The sequence below is a fragment of the Enterococcus mundtii genome (assembly GCF_002813755.1).
Lineage (GTDB): Bacteria > Bacillota > Bacilli > Lactobacillales > Enterococcaceae > Enterococcus_B > Enterococcus_B mundtii.
Window position 1 is genome coordinate 2,955,884 of sequence record NZ_CP018061.1, and the last position, 17,221, is coordinate 2,973,104.

Sequence of the window (17,221 nt, forward strand, 5' to 3'; positions counted from 1 at the left end):
ACTAAAGATAACTATATGAAAACATAACATTTTGCTCATCAATTTTAAAGCGAACATCATAAATATCCTTTTGAAATATTTTTGATAAGAGATTTTATTTCCCTCATTTGGCTTGATTTAATCGTAATTCCAACTTAAATCACTTGAACAACCTCACAGCTTTAAAATAACTATCACTATTAAATAAGATAACTTTCTTACCAAACTCATGATTTACAAATAAGTTAAACAAGTGGACTCACAAATCACGTAATGTCTTTACTATCGGATACACAATCTGTCACAGAGATAGCTTCCATGCAAATAAGGCGATATCCATAAAAATTCCAATGATTTTTATGGATATCACCTTATTTATTGAGATTAACAACTACCGTCCCACCTCAATTTTTTGATTGTTAAATATTGATTTTTTGAGGATTACCGCTTTTAACAGCAATGAAAAACGGTATTTCTCATCAATTTGCTGGTACATCACTTAATGACCAATTGATGGTCGCTTGGTAAGGTTTTCCTACCGCTATTTTATCGCCATCGACCTGCAACTGGACATCTTCATAACTTAACTCCCAAGCACCTTGACCAGTTCCAGCGGCGGCATCCATGACAGAAACCGCAGCACCATCTTCTTGTAATGTAAAGTCAAGCGCTTGAGGTGCTTTTGCAGTATTCTCTGTCGTTGTGTTTAAAGTGCCTGCATGAAAACTGATACTTGCACCTTTTAAGAATGTACCGAACGGTGCAGTCTCCAAATCAGCCATTGTATCACTCGTAAATTGTTGTGACATTGATGCTGTAACGTGCCAACCTTTGTTTGTATAGGATTCATCGGTGACTTTTAAACCCGTCTGTGTCTCACTGCCGTATGAGTGAGTTCCCGATTTCAATGTCTGTGTGCCAAACTCAACAGTTGGTACTTCATCAAGTGTTGGCATAGCTGGCGGCGCTGTGACATTTAGAGTAAAAGCTACAGTGCCTGCTTGGTAGTACTTATTCGCCCCAGCGGCTAAAGCCTCACTCAGACTTCCATACGTGTTTCCATCAGGTGCTGTCACATCTTTGATTGTGACACCAGCAGGAAGTTCAGGTAACTGCTCGCTAGGATCTTTGATGACCCCACCAGTTACACCTACCTCAGAAGGAATGTCTGGTAAACTTGGTGCTACAGCTCGCGTACTATCGACATAATTGTAGGAAAAGCTCGCAGAGGCACGTTCAGCTGTCAGATAAATACTAAAATGGTTTGCCCACTTGTTATTCGATAGGTCATCAAATGTAGGATTAGCTACAATCGCAGAAGCTAGATCTGGATATGTCTGCCCATTCTTTCCATCTGGCCCCACGATATGATCCACTTTATAGCCAGCTGGTACAGTCAACGAAGGAATATTCGTAATTGAATGACCAAAATCACCGGTAACCAATGCTGGATTTGGGACCGGTAAAGTTGCCGCTACTCCTTCTGTTACTATCATAGTTGAAGACGGATCGCCTCCAGTTAACCCAGTGATAGCATCTGTGACAATACCCGTTCCTGGTGTTTTTTCAGTGTAGTATGTCTTAAAATCCGCCGTTTCGGCTATCGGTGAATAGTACACATTGATTGCATTAGGGTTTGCTTCATTATATTCATCATAGTTTGCGACTTTGATTGAAGTAGAAGAAGAAAAATTATAGCCATTGATTCTAGGCACAACAAATGTGTAATTATCTGATGCATTTGCGAGACTATTTGTTACACCAATCGTATCCCCAGTATTCGCAGTGATTTTCGCAGCAGTTACACCTTTGATTGGCTGATTCGTCGTTTTATCAATAAAATTCACCGGGAAAGTAACTGTTCCGCGTGTTGCAGAGAACGATGCATTCTTAGAAGCATTCGCTCCTTGAATGACTCCTGTGTTATTTCCGGTAATGGCTAAACTCCCAAATGACATGTTCTTTTTTAGGGTGATTGTTCTTGAAATTGTTTGTGGTTTGTATGCGCCATTGTTGTTATACCCACTATCTGGCGCTGCAGTAAGACTCAGTGTACCCGTATAAGTACCATTTTTATTATCCACAATATTTGACCATGTCATTGTTTGCGTTTCAGAACTCCATCTAGTACTTCCTGAACCTTGAAATTGTAACGGTGCCGATATTTGTACCCACGGCACAGTGGTAGAACTTGATTGTTCGATTGCGCCATTAGCATCTGTTTTACGAATTTCAATTTTATCTTGTCCTTTATTGGTGCCACTTGGTCCATCAAATGTTCCGTTATACCAAATATCACGTCCTATAAAGAAACTATCTTTCAAGCCTGCAATTCCTAGCTGCTGTCCTGTTGCATTGGGTGCATTTTGTTTGATCATGTCATTATTTGCCGGAGTCAAAAAGAATCCCGATGCATCCCCCATTTTCCAGACATCTGCTTTATCATACCAATAGGGCGTTTTGATTGTTAATGGTTTAGAAAAATCAAGTGTTGCTCTGATTGATTGATACACCCATGAATTTTTAACTGAGTTCGCTAACCATAAATAATTATTTCCCGAAGGATCCCATTTCCACCATTTGCTGTCACCAGCTAAGATATTCCAGTTATTAGCATTCTGTTGGAATCCGCTATCCAATTCATGGTTGCCTGTATCGGAATTTCCCCCAGGTTCTAATGCTCCCGAAGTAATTACAGCAGCTTCGACCTTCAGCTCAATTCTATGGCTCAAAAGAGTAAGGGTTGGTAGGAAAAAAATTGACATTCCAACAATCACTCGAGCCAGTATTTTTTTCTTTTTGTACATAAATGTTCTCTTCTTTCTTTGGGATAGTTAACCCACTTCATAATTCACTTAGACTATGGTATGTATTCAACAACAAAAAAATATCTAATAAATCACTTGATTAATCACTATATAACGTTACCTGTCATCTACTTTTTCATCTTCATTTTTAGATGTTCATGTAAAGAAATGATGTCTCGCATGAATATTTCTTATGTTCCCTAATACTTACCATATTTAAAACTCATCTTGATTTATAGTAGCAGAAAAGACTCGGTCATTATTATATTTTTTTTGAAAAAAAGGAAAATATCACACAGATATTCATTTTAAAAAGATTCAAATCCTTCCTACAAAAAACATTCGAACAAACGATATAATATAAACATTCCAGAAAAGAAATACCATTTTTTTGAAGTTGGTAGTAGCACACATATTCCCTTATGAGAATTTTTTTATTAAGTGTAGATTACATTAGGATTTCCCTTCATATATCTATATAATATGAGTAAAAGAAAACTTATTTTCAATTAGATATAAACTCAATGGGGGTGAGAGCATGAGAGAGTATTTTTTCAACTATAAAGAAAAGGAAATCATACAATTCTTCCAATATTGTTACATAAACAAAAAAGAATACTATCCTAAAAAAAGTATCCAAGAGGCACTCAATATTTCAGAATATCGCTATAAAGCGATTGGTAATAGTGTGGAAGAAATCAAATTAAAATACCCTACTTTTCAATTTCAATATGACAAACATGGATTGTCTATTCATTTTTCAAAAGAATTTTTATTGCTCAAAGTTTATATTCTACTGTTTAAAGAAACCGTAGGATTTAAATTTCTCCTCTCTATTTATAATGAAAATTTTCAGAATTTGGATCGTTTTGCTGAATCCGTCCACCTGCATCAACAAAGCGTTCTACCTAAACTTAAACCCATTCGTATGTTATTAAAAGAATACTCACTTGAATATTTATTGTTTAAGAAGAAAATCAGTGGCGATGAATATCGTACTCGTCATTTTTTCTTTACGCTGTTCTGGCATTTACATGACGAAGAAGATCCAATTATCCCTGAATATCCTGAAAGTTTTCAGGCTCTAGCAACTATGATTCATGAATGTCTCCCCATGCATTCTCATGAAGACATACGTAAACTTTATCTATTTATGAAAATCACGCAACATCGATTGAAAAATGGCTATATGATCACTGAATTGCCAGAAGTGATTGCTAAAGTAAGAAATCCTTTAATTTCTTATGAGGTTTTTAAACAACAAATACAAGGAAAAGAAATAACTAATCTTTTTTTCAAAAAAAATCTGAATGAAGTTGAGATCAATTATCTGTACTATGTGTTTACCGTCGTACCAACTTATACTTGTTTTGAAGAAAAATTACCACCTTTTCGTGACTTTTATAACAAAGAATACAACAAAATTGAACAAACGATTTTCCACCAGTTATCTCAACATATGAAACGAAAATTAACGACACAAGAAGAAGATTTTCTTTCCGTCAATATAATCTATCGAACGACTTATTTTCTCAGTTATGGCAGTGACGAGTTTGTGCCTCCTTATTCCGACTTAGAGTACTTTGATTTTAATGATCCGACTAGAAACCATTACCATAAAATCATAGATGAGATCATCGCACAAATGCCATTGAAGGAAGAAAAATGGCAACGGATCATTACTAGTCAGTCTTTTCGTTCGTCGCTTTTCCAACTATTGTCGTGTGTTCTTGAAATACACCATGAACCGGTAAAAGTAGCAATACTATCTAAATTCGGAAAAATCCATAAGACAGAGCTAAGTAGCTACTTGATAAAACTCAATCCTCGACCGATTGAAATAGTTGCGTATGATCAATCTCCTGATATTATTTTTTGTGACTTTCCACTAAAAGAGGGACGAATACTCAATCCACAGGCAGAAATCTTTTTTATAAGTGTGAAACCGACACCGTCTCAATGGCTTGAAATAGTGAATTTCATTGATGCAGTTCGAACAAAAAAACAATTTGGTTATTTGTTATAAAATAAAAAATAAGCTGCCAAAACCTAAGTTTGGCAGCCTAATCTATCTAAAATCTCGATTATCCACCATCCTGTACAACTGAAACCTTATCAAACGAAAGGGCAATAACGCTGATAAACTTTTTTGGAGTGTCTTCAGTCACGTACGCCAAACGAAAATCAAGAAGAAAGTAGCTATAAGAATCAAACTAATGAATGGTAGCAGAAACGTAGTGATATATTGCTGACCTTCTACGTTTTTTATTGTTGCAGCCGTTTGGCTGAACTGGCTAGCATTCGGTGATTTCCCTTTGACCTTTCGCGCTTGAATAAACACGCGTCTTGAGGTTTGCTGCACTTGATCACATGTTACTAAGAAAAGGTAATCTGCTCCCTTATTCGCAAGTTGATCAATGTCTTTTTCATCAATCACCGTATTTTCTTCTACCAAGTATTGGTAATAGTGATCAAAATATTGAACATAGATCACATCTCCCTTTTTTAGCTCATCGATTCGAGCAAACAAAAGATTATACTCACCTACATGGTGTCCAATAAGTGTCAATGTCCCTCTTTCAGGTTCACGTTCAGGAAACAAGTCGACAACACCATTGATCATATTTTTTGTCGTTAGTCCAACAAAAATCGGTTGTATGATCTTTACATTTGGAATCACTATCTGACCAATTGCTGAGGTATTTTTTTCTGTTGTATGCGTAAAGATATCTTTAACATTCAAGCGCTCGATCTTCTCTGGTACGTCAATTATTTTTGGTAAATTTGTTCGAAACGCCGTCTGTGTCAATTGTGCATGTGTCGAAATCATAAAATATTTTGAAAATGGAATAGCAAAAAGTATGAGTGAGAGCATCAACAGAAAACTGATCACAAGTTTTAAAGTAACATTGCTCTTTACATATCCCGTTGGTCTATACTTGCTACTCATTGTTTCTACCTCCATTCGTTCAAAAATAAGCTAACTGCAGTTTATTGTCATTTTTTACATGTGATTTCAGCAGAGTGATTTCGAAAGATTTTTTAAGGCGCTAAAATCAAGGACCAGCTGAGAGTTCCAGTAAAACGAGTATTCGTTTTTTGATTAATTACAGGAGCTTCTAAGAAAAATCTTTGATTGACCCAACTATCTGATATATCTGTAAGACCAGTAGATGGTGCATTTTGATTAAAAATGATCAATGGACTACTACTTAAAAATTGATTGCTTGTTCCATCATAAAATCCTAGCCTACCATCAAAAGAGATCCCATTCAAAACAGTTTGGCCAGTTGCATCTACTTCATGAATTGCTTCCCTTTGAGCCACTGCCACAGACCAATTCGATTGATAACTTGAATCTCGACTGTCATTTACCGCAATCTTATCGTCTAGCTTTCCTACGAGTCGCTGTGTTTGGCTCGTTACTTCATTAAGACCAAAGTCAATCGTATGTGGCACAGTCAAGTTAATCTCCCCGCGATCAAGCAAATGGACAATAAATTCGCCTTGATCGACAAAATACGGATTTTCCATTTGTGCATCAGTTATATTATCGTAGGTCTTGCCATTAGGACCAGTTACAGTCTTGATTATTAGGTGGTCTTCCACTTGATCATTCACATCTTTAACAATGTCTGGTAGGTTTTCCCCGGTAGTTCCTTTGTACGATATAGTTTCAGGCAACGCAAAATTTTGCGACGGATCTATTTTCGCAAAAATAATTTGTACCATACTATCTGTACGTGGAGCTAACTGGACAGTAAACGTATTTTTCTCTTGTGTCATCGACGGATAGCTCTTCAATGCTTCAGCAATTGTCTGTTTCTCACTGCCGTCTGGACATGTTACCTTTGCCACTTGATACCCAAGAGGTACATTAGTCATAATTTGTGCTTCTGTCGTCGAAATCTTATCGCCGACATACCCATTTTCAAGAATACTTTTTGGAATACTTGGTGTATGTTGCGCTGTCGGATCATAAGCAAAATCAAAAGTGGTTGTTGCAGGTGATGACTTTTGTTCATACGTAATGGTCAGCACGTTCTTATCCGTTTTACTTACCAATACATCTTCTGCACGAATTGGGCTATAGCCGCTGATTGGCTTCGCATCATACGACCAGCGCGCATTGGCCGCATCCGGTGACAAGCCGTTTACTCCGATCATTGTGTCAACATTTGCTTTGATCGTCGTATTAGTGGCAATGCTTTTCCCACTTTCATCGACATAGTGGACTTCAACAGATGAAGTCGCCACCCCAAATGAGTAATCACCAACCTTAACCGAAGTCGTTAGCGGTTGAGAAGGATAATCTGGAAATGACTGACCGGCAGAAGAGACCGCTTTTCCATGTCCAATTCCTAGCGTCCAATAAGTATTTCTGCCAATACCCAATGAATATATCTGACCTTTTAACTGAGAAGGTATGGTTGTTTGAAAAACAGGCGTCGATCCGACTGCCGCAGATGCTAGATTCCCTATTCCAGTAAAACCTTTGGGAAGTTTCGCACTAGAAGTAATCGTGAGTAAACCGGAGCTTGCAGTATATTTGACACTATAGGTAGCACTTGTAAAATCTTCTGAAGGAGTAGCAATTTCTACACCATTTTCTGCAATAGTCTGGCTATAACCACTAGCTAAGGTGGTTGAACTTCCTCCTTTTTTCCAAATAAATGTCTTTCCTGGATTCTTTGGATCGAACATAGTAGCGCCGCCTTCATAATAAGTCACTCCCAATCGATCGACATTTACATAAGCCATTCTCATGGAGCTCAATTGATCTCCTGAGGCATTCAATCCAAATGCATTTGGGATTTCTGATATTAGATATCCTAATGTAGGGCCTGTTAGGGTAAGTGTTGGCAAGACCGTGCCGCCCATCGGAAATGGCACAGTCCCACCATTCTCATAATTTAACCAATCTTCTGCTCGTAAAGGAGCAAAGTATAACCCTGTTCCTTTGTTACCATAACCCGTACTTCCATCAATCCCATAGGTCATTGTAAAATCAGATGTCCAATCAATCATCGCATCTAAAAAAATGGCTGCTTGCCCGTAAGGTCCTTTTTTTTGTTTGGTGTTGATCTCCGAATTGACGGTCATTCCTGGTGGATTATCCGTACTTGTCAATACGGCTTTTCCAGTTGAATCAAATACTGGATCGACTGCTTTTAGCCCAACGGACGTCCCATTAATATCTGGCATATTCCCTGCCTCATATTCATAGTTTCCAGATCCAAATTTCTTTCTGGAAGAATAGGACATCCAATCTCTCGCAGCCAGAGAACCATCTCCTGTAATTTCCCCATAATCATCAGTTTGTGTGATTGTACTAATATCCTGATTCACTACTTCCTTCGTCTGTGCATTGACTTGCATTGAGATCAATGGTGCAGAAATAAATACAACCGTACTTAACACTAAACCAGTTAGTCGATTTCGATTTTGTCTTACTCTTTTTTTCCCTATCTTCATTTTCATCTCCGTACTTACCTTCGTATGTTTAAATTAGTATTTTCAATATCATCTAAACTTGTCTTACACCCACAAGAATCAAGTATCTCAACAATGTTGGATAAACCAGTGCTGAACTGGCTGACTTATCTTTAAATAAATGGTAACTATCAAACATCATCCCAACTTTATCTACATTTTTGTACTAGCAGCAACTGGCCATTTTGGTCACGTCATCTTTCCCCACTATCCGTCAATACCAAAGAGCATTTTTCCGGACAATGCTGCTAGCATCATCCCCGTATTCGTTTTTCCCACTCTTGCATCTTCATTCGATCCAGCAGTAGAGTGCGTTTTTTTATTTAGTACCACACGCTCTACTGGACGAAAAAAATCATCTTTCTTCACTACTGCTTTTGATTCTTTCAATTGTTTTTGCTGGTTCACATGAGGTTGTGGGACTTGTTTTGTTTCCTCATTTTTTTCTATTTGTTTTTTCTCAGGTGAAGTTACTGTTGCTTCCTCTGGAAGTTGAATATGTTCTGGATTTTTTGGTGTAACCGATTCGGAAGGATTGACTGGATTAAGTATTTCTTCCTCTGCTAGAGCTACCGTGTAATTCGTCTGAAGAAAAAGAACCAAAAAGATACCCGCATAAAGATAACCTTTACTAATTTTATTCATTGATAATTTCGGTTTGTTTTTCATCATTCTTCCCACTCTTCTTTATTTTGACATGTACAATCAAATCGCCCAATTTTTCCCAATCAGAAGATGTAGGAGGTGATAACCAAATCACCTGATGACGATGACTATGAAGCTTTAACATATCTGAAATATAAATATCCGCTTCTTCTTCTGTCGCTCCAATATACGATTCGATATTCAACTTACCGAAAGCATCCACTTGTTCTTGAATGTAGCGGCTGTAACTTTGACCAAAGGAAAAATCGATCACGATTTTTACTTTAGGCGAAAGTAGTTCGATAGGTAAACTAGATAAAAAAAGAAATATATATTCTTTTGCTAATTCATCATAATTTGCCTTAACAGTATCCGTACACCATTCAAATTCTAATAATTCTTGCACGATTCGGTAAGCAAGTGTTTCTGCTAATTGATAGTTTTCTTTGATAAATGAAAATTGTTGAATCGTTGAATTTTCAAAATTTGTCCGCTTCTGAAACAACAGTTTATTATGAATCAATGAAAGTTCCTTAGTCACCTCATGCGTGACACCCCAAGAGGTAATTGCTTGAAATTCAGTTAAGACGCTATGAATAACTTTCTGGTTCAAGATCTCTATTGTTTCTGTTTGCACCAGTTGACAATAAGGAGACAAATTTTCACTACTAATGAAGTATAATAATTCGTAAACTTCTGATTCTTGTAAGTTTTGGAAATATGGATTCAATACTTCTGTGATATTTTGTACTAATTCTTTTTTTTGACAGGTTGATACGATTTTTTCCCCATGATGACCAAAATGATTTCTGACCTTTAAAACAAACAAACGATACAGCAACTTAACCTGCTGAGAATTTGAAAGATCATCGTCAAGAAAGTGAGTGATTAAAGAAAGTTGATGAATGATTTCGACCAATTCATCTTTCATACTATCTGTAAAAGGATACGCATTTACTCCATAAAGCGTGTAGTAATAGCCATACAAAAACGATTGGATATCTCTTTCTTTTCCCACGAATTGACAACTGCTAGAAATTTCTATCTCAAAAATTTCCAATAATTCATTTGCTTTAGCCATAATCTTATAAACAGTTGCCCGCGAAGCATACAGTACGTCTTCTAGATCAAACGTATTTTCCACTTGTTCCATAAGTACTGCCTTGATTAACGGCGTCAACTTACTTTGGCTCGCATAACAGCTAATCAAACAAGAGATGTTCGCAAATGTCTTTCGTGTATATTTTACAGTCTTGGGCTTTACCCCAGTTTCGATCACGAACTGATCGGCTAAATCAAATTCTTTCACATCTGCTTGAACATCTTTTATGCAACTTTCTAACTCGTATCTATTCATCTTCAACTCCTCCATTACATTGGCTTGTAACAGAGGAACTGAAGCATGAGCATCCAGATAGAAGAGGAGTCTAAGTCTGCCTATGGATTTTTTATCTAGAAATTCCAACATCATTTTGTGTCACCTTTTCTAACTGACAGAATCAACTTACGGCAAGGAAATTTTATCTTCTTCATCTTCTTCGTCCTTTTTGCGACGTTTCCAAAGAATAAAGAACAAAAGAAACGCAAGTAATGCCAGAAGGATGCCACCAATCAAGAAGTAAATCCAAGTATTATCCTTTTCGACCGTCACATCTTTTGCATTTAATTCTTTTGCTTTTTCAGCAGTGATAGTAAAGTCTTTTTCAAAATGCCATTTGTAGACATAATGAATATCCGTTTCCTTGCCTTCTTGATCTTTTTCTGTTTGGACATACTCTCCACTAGGATCTTTTTGCCCATACACATCCATGGCTAAATGGTACGTTCCCGCCTTCATCGGTTTGGATGGATTACCACTATCCAACATTCCTTGATTACTGATTGCAATAGGATAATCAAAATTTGTATTTGGTGCCATTTGCATCATTTCTTTGACTGAAGTGAACGTCATGTTTGGATCGTCAACATTGGTGACTGTTGCATCCACTTTCATTTGGTTTAAATAGCCCATTTTTGAATTTTGAAGATTGGCATTGATCACGTTACGAGCATTAACTTGAGAAGGAGCAACATCATTTAACGTTAAAGATGGCGCAACTTTTGTGTTTGTTTGTTGCAACACAAGCGCTTCGACATAACTGTATTCATTTTTCAATGAAACACCTTTTTTATCTGTTGACGAGGTATCTGTTTCGGAGGACTTTTGTTTGAACGTCAAACCGCCCGCAATTACACCATCAAATTTTTCAGAAGGCATAGTTACCTCGATTGCAATACTCGTTTGTGACTGCGGTTGTAAAGCAATTTCATCAGGCATCTTCACATACTCTGCCAAATCATACTTCAATGTTTTATCTTTTTTGTTTTCAGTCGGACTGTATTCGACCACCCCATTGATGTTGGTGGTAGCACTTGCTACACTTGCTTCGACAGTAACTACTTTATCTGTTGAATTATCTAACAAGACTTGGATTGTTTGTTTTTGCCCTGGCGTCATCAATAAATCAAAATAAGAAACATCTTCTGCTTGGTTTTCTGGTAAGACTGGTGTCATTGAAAATTGAAACTCGTTGGCTTTGACAACTTGATTAGTTATCATCATTACCATCACCATTACGAACATCGTTAAATAAAATTTTGCCCTTTTCATTTCTGTTGCGCTCTCCTTCGTTTCTATATGTAGAAAAGTTGTGCCAAAAGCTTCCGAACTTTTCGGATAAACTTTCGACACACTCTCTTCTTTTAAAGATTTATTTTTTTCAAATATGTTGTATTCAAAAAATACTGGAGAATGACGAAAATAGGGGGGTATTTCCGGGTTCTTCCTTTTACTTCCCGAATTCGGACATATCTGGTTTCATTTGTTTTCTACTAATTTTAGTTTGCTGGTGTATCACTTAATGACCAAGTCATTGTTGCTTTGTAGCTGCTTGCTAATTTTGTTGAAGCACCTGGAATTTCCAATTTTACAGAAGAATCTTTTGTTGAATCGTTACCAAAGTCTACCAAGTTTGTACCAGCACCATTTCCATCTGTCGCACCCATGACGATGTCTGATTGAACATTTGGATCTAGTGTAGTGATTGTTTTTACTTTATCCGCAGGTGTTTTAGATGCTGAAGCAATCGTTGCATTAGTCAAGTACACTTTAGCACCATCTAAAGTTGCTCCAGGTTTACCAGCAGAAGCTGAATCTGTCGAAGCAAAATCACCCATTTTAACAGTTAAAGACCAACCAGCTAGTGTCCCACGATTATCTGTCACTTGGACATAGTTTGGACCAGTAGTTGCATTACCTGTAGCATCTTTGTACTTTTGTGCTGCTGCACTATAAACCATATCTTCTGATGTGATTTCTTGTGTTCCAAAATCAAATGATGAAGCAAAGTCGATAGATAATGGTCCAGGCGTTCCAGGAACAACCGGGATAGTTGGATCAGGATTTTCTGGTGTCACTGGCTGTGTTGGGTTCAATGGATCAATAGGGTCAGTTACGTTAGTAGATGGTGTATATTTGATTGCTCCATAGGCATCGTAAGTTGCTACTTCGTCGGCTGATGCAGTTGTTGCTATACCTGTTACGATCAATGACGCTAATACGGCTGTTGTATACAATGTTACTTTTTTCATGTGAATTTCTCCTTTTTGATGACTCATTTTTTATTTGTTTGTTGGTAGATCCGAAAGAATCCAGACCAAATTCGTTTTATAGCTCACTGGATCTTTAGGGGTTGATCCAGGAACAAACAATTGAATCGCGGAAGTGAATGTAGTCGTTTTCTCTTTTCCTTCAATTATTTCTTTTTTTTCGGATAAATCTGTTAAATCTCCCCATCGAGTGATCCATGTCCCAGCTCCTTGATTGAACTCTGCCCTGGTTATTACACTTTCTTGATTGGGAACCATTCCTAATACTTCATAGGCAGTTGGGTTTGGAGAGTTACTGTTACTTACCAGTTCTGGTTTCAGAAAGAACAACGTTGCACCAGTTAATTCTTTGTATTGGACATCTTCTTCAGTGTGAAACTGTTGAGTTTCTTTTACTTTCAGCGTCCATCCAGTCAATGTTCCGCGATTATCTGTGACTTGAACAAAGTTCGGGGTGATTAAACTCGGATCATTAAAATACTTTTGTGCCTGGGCTTCATAATACTCATCTTTATTGGATATTTGATTCATCCCAAAATCTAAACTACTGGCAAAATCAATTGACAACGCCCCTCCTGTTCCAGGATTAGGCTTAGAACCGTCAGGATTCATGGGATCAACTGGAATTTCCGGGTTGGTGGGATCTACAGGAAGTGTCGGTTTTTTCGATGATTGAAATCTTACCGCATCATACTCTCCTAAATCTTCATGATGTTCTGCATCAACCATTTGAGTGGCAGTAACACTAAGTAGCATAGAAAGTACGCTTGCCAATAAAAACTTCTTCATATAGTCCTCCTTCCTTGGAAAATATCTAAATTTCATTAGTTTGCTGGTGTATCGGATAGTGTCCAATTAAGGTTCGTTGTGTAAGTTCCCGCTTTTTTTACTGTGGCACCTGGTACAGATAGTGTGATTGGTGATTTTGTTGCTATAGCATCTGCACTTGTTGCGGTTGTATCATAATCTGTTGGTGTACCCAATCCGTAAGTCCATGTACCCATCCCTTGGTTTTTAGCTGCTGCAACGATTACTGTTTCTGCGGTAGAAACTGCGTACGAACCTGTTTTTACTTCTTTAGGATAGATAGACGAATCTATGCCTTTTTCTGTATTCACATGACCACCACTGAAAGATAATTGTGCTCCTGTTAAATAGTCACCTACTTCAGCACTGCTTTCATCTGTCACACTTGGGTCCACTGTGTCTAAATGGAATTGTGCATCTGTCGCTACTGATAATGTCCAACCAGCGAAATTCCCACGGGTATCCGTTACCTGTACATAGTTTTCAGTCGTATTTCCATTGTCAAATGCTTGAGGATGCGCATAGTAAGTTTCATCTTTAGAAGTAATCGATTGTTCACCAAACGCTAACGAGGAAGCAAAGTCAATCGCTAGTGGCCCGCCCGTGCCAGGTCCTGGAGGATTTGTTGGATCAGTTGGATCAATCGGTACGACCGGAATACTTGGATCTGGGTCTTCTGGATCGACTGGGGGGGTAACCGTTGTCCCTTGTTTAAATTCAACCGAAGACTTTGAATCGTACTGCCCAACAGCTGCTGCATTGACAAGTGTTGCTCCGTATGTAGAGATCATTCCAACACCGGCAAGCATTACTAAAGAATATTTTTGTATTTTTTTCATTTTTTATTTGTTCCTTCCTTTTTTCGCTTAGGCGATTTTTTTATTTAGGCTCAATTTTCGGTATAAAATCAAGCTAGCCAACATAGTAATAACAGTTAGAACGTACATTAGAACATTGGAGCTATCACCGGCAGCTGGTATTTTCATTTGTTCGTCTGGAGCTATCAAAAGAACATTTTTCTCATCCTCTGTTAAATGTCCGGAGCTAGGGGGAGTCATATATTCATATTTACCATAAAATCCGGTCTCTCCATAACTTCCATAAGATTGAGTATCTGCCCTACCGACAGTTGCATTACTGCTTAATAACAGCAAAAGCAAAACCAAACAAGTCATCCATTTTTGCTTTGACTTAAACATCTTTCCCTGCTTCCTCCTCCTTAGTACTCGTTCATCATACCTTTCTGCGGTTTCTTCATCATCTTAATTTTCTGTTAGTTCCTGAAAAAAAATTAAACAAAAAGTCACCTCTGTAAAAGCCTTGGAAAAATATACACTATTTTATCGAGTCACTCTTATAAAAAATTTTAAAAAAAATATAAAATAACTATTAAATTTGTATAAACAAGTTGTCTAATATTTATTTCTTCTGTATTAAATAATTTACAAATCCTTTTATTAATAGAATAATTGGTATTGTCCATTTCATATTTATTAAAATAAAACTTGTAATTAATTAAAATAAATAATAAATAGTATAAAAAAAAAGAACAAAATAATTAAATTTTGATAACTATGAAGATAACTATCTGAAAAATTTCATTCTTTGATCATAGAATGTAGATGCTTACATTCGATCATCCACTCACGTCTTATGTATCCTAATAAATAGATATAAAAAAAGAGGCTACTTCTGTTCCCACCGTTTTTTTGGTTTCAGGAGGTGCGAAAGGACGATTGTCCCAGTCTCTTTATGTGCTGAAGTAATCGCTCTAACACTATTTTTTTATGATCCCATTATTTTCTCTATACTTGTAATCCACCACTTCAATAGATATTCAGATAAATACTGCTCAATGACAAAAAAAATAAATTATCCCTTTATTTTAGGTGGAAGATCTCCAATTTCAATAGTCTTGAACCTTTGTTTTTACTATAATTTTTCACTTAATTAAATTTATTAAAGATATTGTTTGTTATATCAACAATAAATATATTGTTGTTACATTATAATCTAATTCGTTTCCATAAACTGCAATTGCAAGCGCTTGCTAAAAAAAGTGAGGATAAGTTAGTGAATTAATGAAAAAAGTTTTTAACCAAAAAAGTTTTTTTAAATTTCTATTTTTCTTTTCAGTGTGTTATCTATTATTATGGTTACTCAGAGTATTGTCTATAGTGATCAAATGGCTCCTTCTAATGAAATAAATATTGATACAACAATAATAAATAGAAGAGATTTACCTTCAAATATACTTTAGAACAGGCTACAATAAACTTAAATAAAGAAAAAAATGCTAAACTGGATAACAATAGCTTATCTAAAGGCATCACCGTTGTTTCAGGATATATAATTAGAATGAGTGAAACCACCTGTCAATTATACATTGCTTGGTCGGTACAGACCCAATTAATATATGGCGTGCCAGCAATATTAGAGTAACGAATTTGAGCTTGCTAAATCCATATACTTACTTAAATGTAAATAATTTTTATCAAGGAACAACTGCTGCAGCTACTGGAACCTGTTATGTTAGTACGATGAGTATTCCTACAAGCGAGTCCCGTGCAAATGTTTATGCTTCGACATTACAAGCTTATTATCTTTCTTTTGGCTGGAGATCCGCATTGATAAATAACGCTACTGTAGTAATAAATTGATGACATTTCAGGAGGAACAGAATATTGCTAGATTCGGATTTTCTTTTTGAAAAATATAAAGAAAAAATACATTGTGTGAAAACGAGAAATGAACCTTTAGCTACATTGAAAGAACTAGTTGATGTAAAAGAGACCCCTATTTCCATTATTTATAAAGAACATCTTGAAATGTTAAAAATCAATGTTCTTCACTCGATCTATGCTCGAAAAGAAAAAAAGATCGAATTTCGCCTATTTTATGTATCAGACAATTCAAAAAGCAACATCTATTATCAGTCATATGCAAAAAATCCAATCACACTCCCTGGATTAAAGAAAGAAACAATTTATATTATCTTCGAGGAGTCACTCGGGATTATGGAAACAAATTGCAATTTATTAGCTATCGACTTTAGAATACGCCAAGGAATCGAACAAGAGCACTTAGATAATAGAGATATTTATTTTTTAGACTATGTTTCAAACTTTGAGAATCGCTCTCTATTTGAATGATTTAAAGAATAAAAAACCAGAGCATGACTAGCACTATAAAGGTTCTTGTGTAACGTTAAAATATTACTCGGCACTACTCGAATATATTCATAACTGACATGAATTCGTAACCATCCCGATTACGAAACTTAATTTTTTTCTGACACGATTTGTTTCAAGCGTCTATTCGTTGTCGTAGTATACATCTCCTGCTTTCCTTTATACTCAAGAATATTAGTTATCATATTCAGCAGATTATTACTAAAATAAAGTTTTTTCAACTCACGATACTAGACATCTTTCACCGCCATTTCATCTCATTTGGCGGAGAAAAACACCTATTGGCGGAGTAATTGGCTAAATTTATCTTACTTTCTTCAAATTGACTAAATCTTTTTTACAATCGCTTCTTTGTGCTCTGATTTATTCTCGGTGAAATTCTTTCAATTTGAACTCGCCAACACTACTTGTCGAAGAGCAAAAAAAGACACTCCCCAAATTTGGAAAATGTCTTGAAACGATACAAATGATTGGTATTCGATTTCCCGCGAGATCTCCGTCTCATACTGTATTCGTAAGCTAATAAATTCGCAATAATTTCAGTAAGTAACATTTTGAGCATAAATTAAGAATTTTATTAGTAATTCTATCCAAATATACACTCATCAATCTTTGTTTTTATGCCATCATTACCTCGTAGATTTAGATGAA

The 17,221-nt window shown here is 36.4% G+C and carries 12 protein-coding genes and 1 pseudogene; 2 read left to right on the forward strand and 11 right to left on the reverse strand.

Annotated elements, in window-relative coordinates; genetic code table 11:
• Positions 1–458 precede the first annotated feature (458 nt).
• Complete coding sequence (locus tag EM4838_RS13765) at positions 459–2,786, reverse strand: WxL domain-containing protein (RefSeq protein WP_071867930.1); 2,328 nt, start codon at positions 2,784–2,786, stop codon at positions 459–461.
• Positions 2,787–3,324: 538 nt separating this feature from the next.
• On the opposite strand from EM4838_RS13765, the gene EM4838_RS13770 reads away from it, so the two are divergent.
• Entirely contained in the window at positions 3,325–4,812 is a 1,488-nt protein-coding gene (locus tag EM4838_RS13770; protein ID WP_071867931.1) for a helix-turn-helix domain-containing protein, read from the forward strand.
• A 138-nt stretch (positions 4,813–4,950) separates the two neighbouring features.
• Here EM4838_RS13770 and EM4838_RS13775 read toward each other — a convergent pair whose 3' ends face one another.
• The 9 genes from EM4838_RS13775 to EM4838_RS13815 all read right to left on the reverse strand — a co-directional run bounded on the left by EM4838_RS13775 (position 4,951) and on the right by EM4838_RS13815 (position 14,578).
• Complete coding sequence (locus EM4838_RS13775) at positions 4,951–5,736, reverse strand: class A sortase (protein WP_071867932.1); 786 nt, start codon at positions 5,734–5,736, stop codon at positions 4,951–4,953.
• Positions 5,737–5,828: 92 nt separating this feature from the next.
• A complete protein-coding gene (locus EM4838_RS13780) occupies positions 5,829–8,261 on the reverse strand; it encodes a hypothetical protein (RefSeq protein WP_071867933.1) in 2,433 nt (810 codons plus the stop codon).
• Between the two features lie 225 nt (positions 8,262–8,486).
• Positions 8,487–8,951 (reverse strand): hypothetical protein, encoded by a 465-nt coding sequence (locus tag EM4838_RS13785; protein ID WP_071867934.1) that lies wholly within the window; start codon positions 8,949–8,951, stop codon positions 8,487–8,489.
• A complete protein-coding gene (locus tag EM4838_RS13790) occupies positions 8,917–10,281 on the reverse strand; it encodes a helix-turn-helix domain-containing protein (RefSeq protein ID WP_071867935.1) in 1,365 nt (454 codons plus the stop codon). The genes EM4838_RS13785 and EM4838_RS13790 overlap by 35 nt, the downstream gene beginning before the upstream one ends.
• A gap of 147 nt (positions 10,282–10,428) precedes the next feature.
• Positions 10,429–11,574: a WxLIP family cell surface protein gene (locus EM4838_RS13795; protein ID WP_071867941.1), complete on the reverse strand. Its 1,146-nt coding sequence runs from the start codon at positions 11,572–11,574 to the stop codon at positions 10,429–10,431.
• 227 nt (positions 11,575–11,801) lie between these two features.
• On the reverse strand, positions 11,802–12,554 hold the full coding sequence (locus EM4838_RS13800) for a WxL domain-containing protein (RefSeq protein ID WP_071867936.1): 753 nt from the start codon (positions 12,552–12,554) through the stop codon (positions 11,802–11,804).
• Positions 12,555–12,584: 30 nt separating this feature from the next.
• Complete coding sequence (locus EM4838_RS13805; protein WP_071867937.1) at positions 12,585–13,361, reverse strand: WxL domain-containing protein; 777 nt, start codon at positions 13,359–13,361, stop codon at positions 12,585–12,587.
• 35 nt (positions 13,362–13,396) lie between these two features.
• Positions 13,397–14,218, reverse strand: a complete 822-nt coding sequence (locus EM4838_RS13810) for a WxL domain-containing protein (protein ID WP_071867938.1) — start codon at positions 14,216–14,218, stop codon at positions 13,397–13,399.
• A gap of 27 nt (positions 14,219–14,245) precedes the next feature.
• Positions 14,246–14,578, reverse strand: a complete 333-nt coding sequence (locus EM4838_RS13815) for a hypothetical protein (RefSeq protein WP_071867939.1) — start codon at positions 14,576–14,578, stop codon at positions 14,246–14,248.
• Positions 14,579–16,063: 1,485 nt separating this feature from the next.
• Between EM4838_RS13815 and EM4838_RS13820 the strand changes: the two genes are divergently transcribed.
• Positions 16,064–16,531: a hypothetical protein gene (locus EM4838_RS13820; protein ID WP_081367470.1), complete on the forward strand. Its 468-nt coding sequence runs from the start codon at positions 16,064–16,066 to the stop codon at positions 16,529–16,531.
• A 26-nt stretch (positions 16,532–16,557) separates the two neighbouring features.
• Here EM4838_RS13820 and EM4838_RS17175 read toward each other — a convergent pair.
• Positions 16,558–16,755: pseudogene (locus EM4838_RS17175) on the reverse strand (Fic family protein); the annotation flags it as partial.
• Positions 16,756–17,221 lie beyond the last annotated feature (466 nt).

Excerpts from the sequence above, each read along its gene's own strand:
- EM4838_RS13815 (WP_071867939.1), bottom strand. The coding sequence starts at position 14,578 with ATGTTTAAGTCAAAGCAAAAATGGATGACTTGTTTGGTTTTGCTTTTG.
- EM4838_RS13795 (WP_071867941.1), bottom strand. The coding sequence starts at position 11,574 with ATGAAAAGGGCAAAATTTTATTTAACGATGTTCGTAATGGTGATGGTA.
- EM4838_RS13800 (WP_071867936.1), bottom strand. The coding sequence starts at position 12,554 with ATGAAAAAAGTAACATTGTATACAACAGCCGTATTAGCGTCATTGATC.
- EM4838_RS13765 (WP_071867930.1), bottom strand. The coding sequence starts at position 2,786 with ATGTACAAAAAGAAAAAAATACTGGCTCGAGTGATTGTTGGAATGTCA.
- EM4838_RS13805 (WP_071867937.1), bottom strand. The coding sequence starts at position 13,361 with ATGAAGAAGTTTTTATTGGCAAGCGTACTTTCTATGCTACTTAGTGTT.
- EM4838_RS13810 (WP_071867938.1), bottom strand. The coding sequence starts at position 14,218 with ATGAAAAAAATACAAAAATATTCTTTAGTAATGCTTGCCGGTGTTGGA.
- EM4838_RS13790 (WP_071867935.1), bottom strand. The coding sequence starts at position 10,281 with ATGAATAGATACGAGTTAGAAAGTTGCATAAAAGATGTTCAAGCAGAT.
- EM4838_RS13775 (WP_071867932.1), bottom strand. The coding sequence starts at position 5,736 with ATGAGTAGCAAGTATAGACCAACGGGATATGTAAAGAGCAATGTTACT.
- EM4838_RS13785 (WP_071867934.1), bottom strand. The coding sequence starts at position 8,951 with ATGATGAAAAACAAACCGAAATTATCAATGAATAAAATTAGTAAAGGT.
- EM4838_RS13780 (WP_071867933.1), bottom strand. The coding sequence starts at position 8,261 with ATGAAGATAGGGAAAAAAAGAGTAAGACAAAATCGAAATCGACTAACT.
- EM4838_RS13770 (WP_071867931.1), top strand. The coding sequence starts at position 3,325 with ATGAGAGAGTATTTTTTCAACTATAAAGAAAAGGAAATCATACAATTC.